This is a genomic window from Variovorax sp. P4_B11 (assembly GCF_056402355.1).
This window is the reverse complement of the sequence record NZ_JBFUHO010000004.1, coordinates 1-12,199: the sequence shown is the minus strand read 5'-3', so window position 1 is coordinate 12,199 and position 12,199 is coordinate 1. Positions and strand designations below refer to the sequence as shown.

9 protein-coding genes are annotated in these 12,199 nt (G+C 67.9%); 3 read left to right on the top strand and 6 right to left on the bottom strand.

Going from position 1 to position 12,199, the window contains the following annotated elements; all coding sequences use genetic code 11:
* Positions 1-8: 8 nt before the first annotated feature.
* Positions 9-1,076: a quinone-dependent dihydroorotate dehydrogenase gene (locus AC1DYD_RS05580; RefSeq protein ID WP_478171758.1), complete on the bottom strand. Its 1,068-nt coding sequence runs from the start codon at positions 1,074-1,076 to the stop codon at positions 9-11.
* Positions 1,077-1,150: 74 nt separating this feature from the next.
* On the opposite strand from AC1DYD_RS05580, the gene rpiA reads away from it, so the two are divergent.
* Entirely contained in the window at positions 1,151-1,885 is a 735-nt protein-coding gene (rpiA, locus tag AC1DYD_RS05575) for a ribose-5-phosphate isomerase RpiA (protein WP_478172016.1), read from the top strand.
* A 16-nt stretch (positions 1,886-1,901) separates the two neighbouring features.
* Here the strand turns inward: rpiA and AC1DYD_RS05570 are convergent, their stop codons facing one another.
* The 5 genes from AC1DYD_RS05570 to AC1DYD_RS05550 all read right to left on the bottom strand — a co-directional run bounded on the left by AC1DYD_RS05570 (position 1,902) and on the right by AC1DYD_RS05550 (position 8,940).
* The gene (locus tag AC1DYD_RS05570) at positions 1,902-2,528 is read right to left on the bottom strand and encodes a glutaredoxin family protein (protein WP_478171757.1); all 627 of its coding nucleotides are present in this window, start codon (positions 2,526-2,528) and stop codon (positions 1,902-1,904) included.
* 34 nt (positions 2,529-2,562) lie between these two features.
* Positions 2,563-4,611, bottom strand: coding sequence for a M3 family metallopeptidase (locus AC1DYD_RS05565; RefSeq protein ID WP_478171756.1), 2,049 nt, complete (start codon positions 4,609-4,611; stop codon positions 2,563-2,565).
* A gap of 34 nt (positions 4,612-4,645) precedes the next feature.
* Positions 4,646-5,527 (bottom strand): bifunctional methylenetetrahydrofolate dehydrogenase/methenyltetrahydrofolate cyclohydrolase FolD, encoded by an 882-nt coding sequence (gene folD, locus AC1DYD_RS05560; RefSeq protein WP_478171755.1) that lies wholly within the window; start codon positions 5,525-5,527, stop codon positions 4,646-4,648.
* Between the two features lie 246 nt (positions 5,528-5,773).
* Entirely contained in the window at positions 5,774-6,406 is a 633-nt protein-coding gene (locus AC1DYD_RS05555) for a response regulator transcription factor (protein ID WP_286368208.1), read from the bottom strand.
* Entirely contained in the window at positions 6,403-8,940 is a 2,538-nt protein-coding gene (locus tag AC1DYD_RS05550) for a PAS domain-containing sensor histidine kinase (protein ID WP_478171754.1), read from the bottom strand. Before AC1DYD_RS05550 ends, AC1DYD_RS05555 begins: the two co-directional genes overlap by 4 nt.
* 197 nt (positions 8,941-9,137) lie before the next feature.
* Between AC1DYD_RS05550 and aceE the strand changes: the two genes are divergently transcribed.
* Positions 9,138-11,852, top strand: coding sequence for a pyruvate dehydrogenase (acetyl-transferring), homodimeric type (gene aceE, locus AC1DYD_RS05545; RefSeq protein WP_478171753.1), 2,715 nt, complete (start codon positions 9,138-9,140; stop codon positions 11,850-11,852).
* 37 nt (positions 11,853-11,889) lie between these two features.
* Positions 11,890-12,199, top strand: a 310-nt coding sequence (locus AC1DYD_RS05540; RefSeq protein WP_478171752.1) for a biotin/lipoyl-containing protein, incomplete at its 3' end; no start/stop codon positions are given.

Below are 12,199 nucleotides of genomic sequence, written 5' to 3'. Positions count from 1 at the left end.
CCCCCGGCTCAGGCCCTGCGTTTGCGCAGTGCCTGGGCCGCCTGGCGCACCAGGGCCGGGCCGCGGTAGATGAGACCGGTGTAGATCTGCACCAGGTCGGCGCCGGCATCGATCTTGGCCAGCGCGTCCGCAGCGCTCAGCACGCCGCCCGCACCGATGATCGGGAAGTCGCGGCCCAGCGTCGCGCGCAGCTGGCCGATCACGCGGTTGCTGGCTTCCCGCACCGGCGCCCCCGACAGGCCGCCGGCTTCCTCGGCATGGGGCAGGCCCGCGACGGCATCGCGCGCCAGCGTCGTATTGGTCGCGATGACCCCGTCCATGCGGTGGCGCAGCAGCGTGGCAGCGATCACCTTGACCTGGGAGGCGTCGAGGTCGGGCGCGATCTTGACGAACAGCGGCACCCGCTTGCCCTGGCGCGCGGCCAGCAGCTCGCGCTTGTCGGCGACGGCGCCGAGCAGCGCGTCGAGCGCTTCGTCACTCTGCAGCGAGCGCAGGTTGGCGGTGTTCGGGCTCGAGATGTTGATCGCGACGTAGTCGGCGTGCGGATAGACCCCGTCCAGGCAGATCAGGTAGTCGTCGACCGCGCGCTCGATCGGCGTGGCGGCGTTCTTCCCGATGTTGAGGCCCAGCAGCATCGGCGGCTTCGAGGTATCGCGCCGGAAGCGGGCCCGTTGCACATTGGCGATGAAGGCCTCGAGGCCCTCGTTGTTGAATCCGAGCCGGTTGATCAGCGCGTCGCGCTGCGGCAGGCGGAAGATCCGCGGCTTCGGGTTGCCGGGTTGCGCCTTGGGCGTGACCGTGCCGACTTCGACGAAGCCGAAACCCATGGCACCGAAGGCGTCGATGCAGCGGGCGTTCTTGTCGAGGCCGGCCGCCAGTCCGATGCGGTTCGGGAAAGTCAGCCCGGCGAGCGTGACCCGGTCGACCACGCGCGGTGCCGCGTAGGCGCAGGCCAGCGGCGTGTTCTGGGTCCGTGCCAGGGCGTTGAGCGTCAGTTCGTGGGCGCGCTCGGCGTCGACGCCGAACAGGAAGGGGCGGGCGAGCCCGTAAAGAGAGGAGGGCAGCGGCAGGAGCATCGGATAATTCTCGACTTCAGACTTCAATCAGCCCAGGATTCTCCCCGATGACTTCCCCTGCACCCGCTCCCGCCATGAGCCGCCCGGCCGCTCCGAAGGCGAATACCGAAGCGCTGCTGCGCGAAGGCAGTCCAGTGGCACAGGACGAACTCAAGGCACAGGTCGGCCGCGCTGCGCTGGACTATGTGGTCAAGGGCGAGATCATCGGCGTCGGCACCGGCTCGACCGTCAACAAGTTCATCGAGGCGCTGGCCGGCATCAAGGACCAGATCCGCGGCGCCGTCTCCAGTTCGGTGGCCTCGACCGAGCGCCTGCGGGCGCTGGGCATCGAGGTGTTCGACAGCAACGCGGTCGAGGAGCTGGCGGTCTACATCGACGGTGCCGACGAGATCGACGGCCGCGGCTACATGATCAAGGGCGGCGGCGCCGCGCTCACGCGCGAGAAGATCGTCGCGGCGCAGTCGAAGCGCTTCGTCTGCATCGCCGACGCCTCCAAGCTGGTGAACACGCTCGGCGCCTTCCCGCTGCCGGTCGAGGTGATTCCGATGGCGGCCCAGCGCGTGATGCGGCAGTTCGCCCGGCTGGGCGGCCTGGCGCAGGTGCGCGAGAAGGACGGTGCGCCGCTGGTGACCGACAACGGCCAGCACATCATCGACGTGACCGGCTTGCGGATCACCGATCCGCTGGGTTTCGAGGCCGAAGTGAACCAATGGCCCGGTGTGGTCGAGGTCGGTGTCTTTGCCCACCAGCGCGCCAGCGTCTGCCTGCTGGCGACGTCCTCGGGCGTGCAGACACTGCGCTTTGGCTAGGGCCTGTGGACAGGCCCTAGAACCTGATGCCGGCGGGGTTGCTCGGGGTCGGCCCGGATGCCGGTGCGGGCGTGTCGGCCGCCGTCGGGGCCGGTGCGGCAGCGGCAGGCGCGGGTTCTGCCGCGGGTTGCAGTGCCACCAGCGGCTGGGCCGGCGGATTGCGGTAGCCGGCCGGCAGCCGTGTGCTCTTGGGATAGCCCGCGGCGTCCAGGTACTGGGACCACTCCGAGTCCGAGAAACCCTTGAGCTGCTGCGCGCCGATCGTCAGCAGCGGCAGCGAGGTCTGGCCGCTCAGCCGCTGCAGCGAGGCGATGTCCTCGTTCGACTTGACAGTCCGTTCGTCGAAGGGCACGCCGCGCGTGATCAGCAGCGAGCGGCCGGCGCCGCAAGGGCCGCATTCCTCGCTGGTGTAGAGCGTCACCGGGTAGCGCTGGACCACCTGCTGCAATTCGTAGGGCAGGCCGGCGCGGGCGCTGACCGTGTTGCCGGCCCGGACCGGCGCCACAGGCGCTTCGGCGCTCGGCGGCTGGTCGGAGAAGGTGACCTTGCCATTCTTGTCGACGTGGCGATAGACCGCCTGCGCCAGCGTGGCGCTGGCGACCAGCAGCAGGGCGAGGCCCGCGAGGGCGCTGTTGAGCTTCATCGATGGTTTCCGAGATTCGATGGGGCGGAGTATGTCAGGCTGGCTGCGCCTCGGCCATGCCCTGGTGCCGCAACAACGCATCGAGCTGCGGCTCGCGGCCGCGGAAGGCCTTGAAGGATTCCATTGCGCTGCGGCTGCCGCCGGCCTCGAGGATGGCCTCGCGGTACTTGCGCCCGGTCTCGACACTGGGCTCGCCATTGGCGCCGGCCGTCTCCTCGAAAGCCGCATAGGCGTCGGCGCTCAGCACCTCGGCCCACTTGTAGCTGTAGTAGCCGGCCGCGTAGCCGCCCGAGAAGATGTGGCTGAAGGTGTTCGGTGTACGGCTGAAGTCCGGCGAGGGCATCACCGCGACTTCCTCGCGCACCTTGGCAAGCAGCGCCATGACCTCGCCCGGCTGGGCGGCGGCGGCGTCGTAGCCGGTGTGCAGCAGCATGTCGAAGAGCGAGAACTCGATCTGGCGCAGGGTCTGCAGGCCGCTCTGGAAATTCTTGGCGGCGGTCATCTTGTCGAACAGGGCGCGCGGCAGCGGCTCGCCGGTGTCGACGTGCGAGGTCATGTGCGCAAGCACGTCCCACTCCCAGCAGAAGTTCTCCATGAACTGGCTCGGCAGCTCGACCGCGTCCCACTCGACGCCGCTGATACCGGAGACATCGCGCTCGTCGACGCGGGTCAGCATGTGGTGCAGGCCGTGGCCGAACTCGTGGAACAGGGTGGTCACGTCGTCGTGCGTGAGCAGCGGCGGCTTGCCGTCGACGCCTTCGGCGAAGTTGCAGACCAGCTGCGCGACCGGCGTCTGCAGCGTGCCGGTGTCGGGGCGCAGCCAGCGCGCGCGGACATCGTCCATCCAGGCGCCGCCGCGCTTGGCGGCGCGGGCCGAGGGGTCGAGGTAGAACTGACCGACCTTCTGGCCGGCCCGCTCGATGCGATAGAACTCGACGCTGGGGTGCCACACCGGCGCCGTGTCGCGCCGGATCGAGACTTCGAACAGCGTCTCGACGATCTTGAACAGGCCCGCCATCACCTTCGGCGCCGTGAAGTACTGCTTGACCTCCTGTTCGCTGAAGGCGTAGCGCGCTTCCTTGAGCTTCTCGCCGATGTAGGTCCAGTCCCAGGGCTGCGGATCGGCGAGCCCGAGGTGTTCGGCGGCGAAGGCCCGCAGGTCGGCCAGGTCGCGCTCGCCGTAGGGCTTCGCCTTGGCGGCCAGGTCGCGCAGGAACTTGATCACCTGGTCGGCCGACTCGGCCATCTTCGGCACGATCGAGAGCTCGCCGAAGTTGGGGTAGCCGAGCAGCTTCGCCTCTTCCTGGCGCAGCGCGAGGATCTCGCGGATCAGCGCGGTGTTGTCGAAGGCCGGATCCCCGAACTCGCTGGCCCGCGTGACGTAGGCGCGGTACAGCCGCTCGCGCAGCGCGCTGTTCTTCGCGAACTGCATCACCGGCAGGTAGCAGGGCATCTTGAGCGTGAGCTTGTAGCCGTCCTTGCCCTCCGCGTCGGCGGCCGCACGGGCGGCGCCGATGACGTCCTCCGGCACGCCCTCGAGGTCTTCGAGCACCGCATGCCAGGCGAAGGCGTCGGTGGCGTCGAGCGCGTTCTCGCTGAACTTCTGGCTCAGTTCGGCCTGCCGCTCCTGGATCTCGGCGAAGCGCGTCTTGGCGGCGCCTTGCAATTCGGCGCCGCCGAGCACGAAGTTGCGGATCGCGTAGCGGTGCGCCTGGCGCTGCTCGGGGTTCAGCGTCGCGGGGTCGATGGCCTTGTACTTGGCGTACAGCCGCTCGTCGGAACCCAGGCGGGTCCAGAAGGCGGTGACGCGCGGCATGGCCTCGTTGTAGGCGGCCCGCAACTCAGGGGTGTCGGCCACCGCGTTGAGGTGGCCGACCGCGCCCCAGGCGCGGCTGAAGCGCTCCGAGGCCACGTCCAGCACCTTGGCGATCCCGGTCCAGTCGGCCGGGAACCCGGGCGCCGTCGCTTCCTGCAAGGCCGCCTCGGCGCCGGCGAGCAGGGCGTCGACCGCCGGGGCGACATGCTCCGGCTTGATCTGGTCGAACAGCGGGAGATCGTTGAAGTCGAGGAGCGGATTGGTCATGGTCTTGTTCAGATGGCGGACAGGGGGCGCGAGTTCAAGTGGCGCTGGCGCCGGCGGTCACCCGTTCGGCGGCCACCCGTTCGGCGGCCTCGATCGTGTTGACCAGCAGCATCGTGATGGTCATCGGGCCGACGCCGCCGGGCACCGGCGTGATCCAGCCCGCGACCTCGCGCACGCCGGCGAAGTCGACGTCGCCGCAGAGCTTGCCTTCGTCGTTGCGGTTCATGCCGACATCGATCACGACCGCGCCGGGCTTGACCATGTCGGCTGTGAGCACGTTGCGCTTGCCGACCGCCGCCACCACGACGTCGGCCTGGCGGGTCATGGCGCCCAGGTCGGCGGTCGCGCTATGGCAGATGGTGACGGTGGCGCTCTTGGTCAGCAGCATCAGGGCCATCGGCTTGCCGACGATGTTGCTGCGGCCGATGACCACCGCGTGCTTGCCGCGCAGCTCGTAGCCGATCGACTCGAGCATCTTCATGCAGCCGTAGGGGGTGCAGGGCCAGAAGCCGGGCGAGCCGGTCATCAGGGCGCCTGCGCTGGCGACGTGGAAGCCGTCGACGTCCTTGGCTGGCGCAATCGCCTCGATCACCTTCTGGGCATCGATGTGGGCGGGCAGCGGCAATTGCACCAGGATGCCGTGGATCGCCGGGTCGTTGTTGAGCGCGTCGACGCGGGCCAGCAGGTCGGCCTCGCTCAGGTCGGCCGGGTACTTCTCGAGCACCGAGTGCAGGCCGTTGTCCTCGCAGGCCTTGACCTTGTTGCGCACGTAGACCTGGCTGGCCGGGTTGTCGCCGACCAGCACCACGGCCAGGCCGGGGACCACGCCGCGGGCCTTGAGCGCGGCGGCGCGGGCGGCGACGTCGGTGCGCAGCGTCCTGGAGAGCGCGTTGCCGTCTATCAGTTGAGCTGTCATCGTTTTTCGATCTTCAGAAATGGAAACGCCCGCTTGCGCAGGCGTGGAGGTTGCAACCGGCTGCCGGGGGCGGTACAGGCCGGCGCCGGGCCGCCCCAAGGCGGCCTGCGGCTCCCTCGGGGGGCAGCGACACACGAAGTGAGGAGCGTGGGGGCCATCCCAGGCCGGCGCCGGGCCGCCCCAAGGCGGCCTGCGGCCCCCTCGGGGGGCAGCGACACACGAAGTGAGGAGCGTGGGGGCAAGTGACTAGGCCTTGGCCGGCGTCGCCGCCTGTCCGAGGGCGATCTTGAGCAGGTCCGCCACCGTGTTGGCGTTGAGCTTTTCCATGATGTTGGCGCGGTGCGCCTCCACCGTCTTGATGCTGATGCCGAGGTCGTCGGCGATCTGCTTGTTGAGCCGACCGGCAACGATGCGCTCGAGCACCTGGGCCTCGCGGCCGGTGAGCTTGGACAGCAGCGCGTCGCGGCTGGCCGACTGCTGGTGCTGGGCGAAGGCGCCGCGGGCATGTTCGAGCATGCGCTCGACCAGCGCCACCAGGGCCTCGTCGTTGAACGGCTTCTGGATGAAATCCATCGCGCCCTTCTTCATCGAGTCGACCGCCATCGGCACGTCGCCGTGGCCGGTGATGACCACGATCGGCAGCGGCGAACGGCGTTCGATCAGCCGGTCCTGCAGTTCGATGCCCGACATGCCGCCCATGCGGATGTCGACGATCAGGCAGGCGACCTCGCGCGGGTCGTAGCGCGACAGGAAGGACTCGGCCGAATCGAAGCAGCGGACCCGGTAGTCCTTGCCCTCGAGCAGCCATTGCAACGAATCGCGGACCGCCTCATCGTCGTCGACGACATACACAGTGCCCTTCTTCGGAATCAAACTCATGCAGGTACTTTCGCCTCGTTGCTTGCTACGGAATCGATAGCGTCCAACACCGGTAACCAGAAGGAAAAACGGCATCCGACGATGTCCGGCCCATTGTAGATGTTCTCTGCCTGCATCCGGCCGCGGTGCGACTCGACGATGGTGCGGCAGAGGTTGAGCCCGATGCCCATGCCTTCGGGCTTGGTGGAGAAGAAGGCTTCGTAGAGCCGGTCCATCACTTCGGGGGCCAGGCCCATGCCGGTGTCCTGGACCGAGAACTCGACCGCCGGCTGGCCGTCGATGGTCTTGGGCAGCACCCGCAGTTCGACGCTGCGGCGCGCCAGCGGGCGGTTCGCGAGGTCGATCGACTCGGCCGCATTCTTCAGCAGGTTGACCATCACCTGCTCGATCAGGATCGGATCGACCCGCAGGATCGGCAGCCGCGCCGCGACGTAGTGGTTCAGCCGGACGTTGCGCCGGCGCAACTCGATGCCGGCCAGTTCGACCGCCTCGCTGACCATCGTCGAGACCTCGGCCGGCGTGCGGTTGGGCTCGCTGCGCTTCACGAAGGAGCGGATGCGCTGGATGATCTGGCCGGCGCGCTGGGCCTGCTTGGAGGTCTTCTCGAGCGCCGCGAGCAATGCTTCCGAATCGATCTGCTGGCCCTTGATGCGCGACACCATGCCGTTGCAGTAGTTGGTGATCGCGGTCAGCGGCTGGTTCAGCTCGTGGGCGACGCTGGAGGCCATCTCGCCCATGGTGATCAGCCGGCTGGCGGCATGGGCCCGGTCGGCCTGGGCCGCTGCCAGGTCCTCGGCGTCGCGCCGCGGCGTGATGTCGGTGGCGATCACCAGCTGCGCCAGCCGGCCGTCGACCCAGGTCAGGTAGCGCGACCGCACCTCGAGCCACTTGCCGAGCTCGGGCACGAAGATCTCGTTGTTGGCCGGCTGGGCGGTGGTCAGCTGGTCGATCGGCAGACCGGCGAAGGAGTCGACGTCGTCCAGTTCTTCGTCGCGCGCCTGGGTCGCCGGCACGCCGGCCTGCGCCACCATGCCCAGGTGGCCGACGGTGTTCGACCCGAACCAGAGCCGGTAGAGCTTGTTGGCGAACAGCAGCTCCTCGCTGCCCAGCGGGGCCACCGAGACCGAGGCGTCCAGCGCTTCCAGCACCGTGGTGAAGCGCTCGTAGGAGGCCGACAGCTGCTCGCGGATTCGGGTCGGCTCGGTGATGTCGGTCATCGAGGTCATCCAGCCGGTCTGGTGACCGCGGGCGTCGATCAGCGGCGAGACATAGAGCCGGGCATTGAAGACGCTGCCGTTGCGGCGCTTGACCCGGACCTGGAAGCCGCCGGGCAGGGCACGCCCGTGCAGTTCTTCTTCGAGCCGCTCGTTCATGACCTCGCGGTCGGATTCGAGCCAGTAGGGGAAGGGCGGGGTCTGGCCGACCAGCTCGTTCTCGTTCCAGCCGGTCATGGCGCAGAAGGCCGCGTTGACGTAGGTGATGCGGCCCTCGAGGTCGAGCACCCGCATGCCGGTCAGCATGGAGTTCTCCATCGCCCGGCGGAAGTTGGTCTCGGCCACCAGCGCCTGCTGCGCCTGCAGCCGCCGGCGCGTGTGGCGCCAGGTGCCGATCAACATCCAGCTGGTGAGCACGCTGAGCGCGCCGACCAGCCAGAAGAGGCCGTTGCCGACCACCCCCTGGGAGGTTCGATAGGCCTGCGCCCGCAGCACCAGCGCATTGCCGACTGGCGAGACCGGGACTTCGTATTCGTTGGTGCGCACGGTCCAGGGCAGCAGCCGGGTGCCGGCCCCGCGCGGCTTGGCGACCGTGTTGCCGGCGATCAGGCCGCCCTTGGCGTCGAGCAGCGAGACCGCATAGCGGGCCGAGACTTCGGAGGGCATGCCGTAGCGCAGCAGGCCGTCGATGGAGAACTCGCCCAGCAGCATGCCGGCGAACAGCCCCTGGTCGAACAGCGGGATGTAGAGCCCCAGCATCGGCGGCGGCTCGCCACCGGCCAGGGGTTGCGAGAACACCGGCTGGCGCAGCTCGCGCGCCAGCGCGTAGTTGCTCTCGATATCGCCCGGTCGCAGCACTTCGCCGACTGCATGCTGCAGCGCCGGATGGACGCTGGGCGCCGCGTAGTTGGCCTTGAAGCGGCGGCGGTCGTCGATCCAGCTGACCGATTGCAGCTCCGGGAACTGGCTCACCAGCGACTCGGCACGGCTGGTGAATTCCGCCGCGTCGATTTCTCGGTTGGAGGCGTCGCGCGCCAGCCGCATCAACTGCTCCTGGCGCTCCAGCAGCCGCAGGCGGACGCGCTGCTGGGCGTACTCGACATCGCGCTTGACCGATTCCTGGACCCGTTCCACTTCCTCGGCCCGCAAGTACCAGAAGGCCGAGACGATGGCGGCGAGGAACAGCAGCACCGCGGCCAGCGGCGCGAGCATCGCGACCGCGTCCTGCAGCACCGGCGTCTGGCGGCGCCACCAGCGGCGCAGCCACGAGAGCGGCGACGCGGCATTGCGTGCGACGGCGATCGGAGAGGAAAGGGACATCGGCGAAGTTTAGGTGAAGGCTCCCGCGCAAGGCGGGCGGTGCCGAAGTGCCATGGATCCGAGTGCGGCCGAGTCGATGATTTCATAATAAGAAATCGATAGGCACGATTTGAAATCTGGATAATTCTGTGAGAAACTCCCGCGCGCTGCCGGATACGGCACTAAATTACGGCCACAACCCTCACAAGGAGACAAGCATGTCGGCAAATCCCGAGAACCTCTACGGCTCGGCTGCGAACGACCTGGACGCGCAGGAAACGCGTGAATGGATGGACGCACTGTCCGCCGTGATCGAGAGCGAGGGGCCCGACCGCGCGCACTTCCTGCTCGAGCAACTGCTCGAGCACGCGCGCCAGAACAGCATCGACAAGCCCTTCTCGGCCAACACCGCCTACGTCAACACCATCGAGGCCAACCAGGAAGAGCGCTCGCCCGGCAATGCCGAGATCGAGGAACGGCTGCGTTCCTATATGCGCTGGAACGCCATGGCGATGGTGGTCAAGGCCAACCGCCACCATCCGCCCGAGGGCGGCGACCTCGGCGGCCACATCGGCTCCTTCGCCTCGCTGGCCAGCATGTTCGGCGCCGGCTTCAATCACTTCTGGCACGCCGAGAGCGAGAACCACGGCGGCGACTGCCTCTACATCCAGGGCCACGTGTCGCCCGGCATCTATGCCCGCGCCTACCTCGAAGGCCGGCTCACCGAAGAACAGCTGCTCAACTTCCGCCAGGAAGTCGACGGCAAGGGCCTGTCGAGCTACCCGCATCCGAAGCTGATGCCCGAGTTCTGGCAGTTCCCGACGGTGTCGATGGGCCTGGGCCCGCTGATGGCGATCTACCAGGCGCGCTTCCTCAAGTACCTGCATGCACGCGGCATCGCCAACACCGAGAACCGCAAGGTCTGGGTGTTCTGCGGCGACGGCGAGATGGACGAGGTCGAGTCGCTGGGCGCGATCAGCCTGGCGGCGCGCGAAAACCTCGACAACCTGGTCTTCGTCATCAACTGCAACCTGCAGCGGCTCGACGGTCCGGTGCGCGGCAACGGCAAGATCATCCAGGAACTCGAAGGCGAGTTCCGCGGCTCGGGCTGGAACGTGATCAAGCTGATCTGGGGCAGCAACTGGGATCCGCTGCTGGCGCGCGACAAGGAAGGCGCGCTGCGCAAGATCATGCTGGAGACCAACGACGGCGACTACCAGTCGTTCAAGGCCAACGACGGCGCCTACGTGCGCAAGCATTTCTTTGGCCGCGATCCGCGCACGCTCGAGATGGTCGCCAAGATGAGCGACGACGAGATCTGGGCCTTGCGCCGCGGCGGCCACGACTCGCAGAAGGTCTATGCGGCCTTCGACGCCGCCGTCAAGCACAAGGGCCAGCCGACCGTGCTGCTGATCAAGACCGTCAAGGGCTTCGGCATGGGCAAGATCGGCGAGGGCAAGAACACGGTCCACCAGACCAAGAAGCTCGGCGACGAGGACATCAAGGCCTTTCGCGATCGCTTCAACATCCCGATCCCGGACAGCCAGATCGCCGACCTGCCGTTCTACAAGCCGGCCGACGACACGCCCGAGATGAAGTACCTGCACGAGCGCCGCAAGGCGCTGGGCGGCTACCTGCCGCACCGCCGCGTGAAGGCCGACGAGAGCTTCACGGTGCCGTCGCTCGAGACCTTCAAGGCGGTGCTGGAGCCGACCGCCGAAGGGCGCGAGATCTCGACCACCCAGGCCTACGTGCGCTTCCTGACGCAGCTGCTGCGCGACCAGGCGCTCGGCCCGCGCGTGGTGCCGATCCTGGTCGACGAGGCCCGCACCTTCGGCATGGAAGGCCTGTTCCGCCAGATCGGCATCTACAACCCCGCGGGGCAGCAGTACACGCCGGTCGACAAGGACCAGGTCATGTACTACCGCGAGGACAAGGCCGGCCAGATCCTGCAGGAAGGCATCAACGAGGCCGGCGGCATGTCGAGCTGGATCGCGGCGGCCACCTCGTACAGCACCAACAACCGGATCATGGTGCCGTTCTACGTCTACTACTCGATGTTCGGCTTCCAGCGCATCGGCGACCTGGCCTGGGCGGCCGGCGACATGCAGGCGCGCGGCTTCCTGCTCGGCGGCACCTCGGGACGCACCACGCTGAACGGCGAAGGCCTGCAGCACGAGGACGGCCACAGCCATATCCTGGCCAACACGATCCCGAATTGCGTCAGCTACGACCCGACCTTCGCGCACGAAGTCGGCGTGATCCTGCACCACGGCCTCAAGCGCATGGTCGAGAAGCAGGACAACATCTACTACTACATCACGCTGCTCAACGAGAACTACCCGATGCCCGGCCTCCAGCCCGGCACCGAGGAACAGATCATCAAGGGCATGTACCTGTGCAAGCAGGCGCCGGCGCTCAAGGCCAAGGCGCCCACGGTGCAGCTGCTGGGCAGCGGCACCATCCTGCGCGAGAGCTTCGCGGCCCAGGAACTGCTCGAGAAGGACTGGGGCGTTTCGGCCGCGGTCTGGAGCTGCCCGAGCTTCAACGAGCTGACCCGCGACGGCCAGGAGGCCGATCGCTGGAACCTGCTGCACCCGACCGAGACGCCGCGCGTCTCCTTCGTCGAGCAGCAGCTGTCGGCCAGCAGTGGCCCGGTGGTGGCGTCGACCGACTACATGAAGGCCTACGCCGAGCAGATCCGCCCGTTCGTGCCCAAGGGCCGCAACTACAAGGTGCTGGGTACCGACGGCTTCGGCCGCAGCGATTTCCGCAACAAGCTGCGCGAGCACTTCGAGGTCAACCGCCACTTCATCGTGGTGGCGGCGCTCAAGGCGCTGGCCGAGGACGGCACCGTGCCGGCCCAGAAGGTGGCAGACGCAATCAAGAAGTACGGCATCAACGCCGAGAAGATCAACCCGCTCTACGCATAAAACCAATCAACGGCGCCCGAAGGGCGGGAGACACGACATGGCAACAGTGGAAATCAAGGTGCCGGACATCGGCGACTTCGACGAGGTCGCGGTGATCGAGGTGCTGGTGAAGGTCGGCGACACGGTGAAGGCCGAGCAGTCGCTGATCACGGTGGAGTCGGACAAGGCCTCGATGGAGATTCCGTCGAGCCAGGCCGGGGTGGTGAAGGAACTCAAGGTCGAGGTCGGCAGCAAGGTCAAGGAAGGCTCGGTGGTGCTGGTGCTCGAAGGCGAGGGCGCTGCGGCGCCGGCGGCTTCCGCCCCTGCGGCTGCAGCCGCTCCGGCAGCCCCGGTGCCTGCTGCGGCCC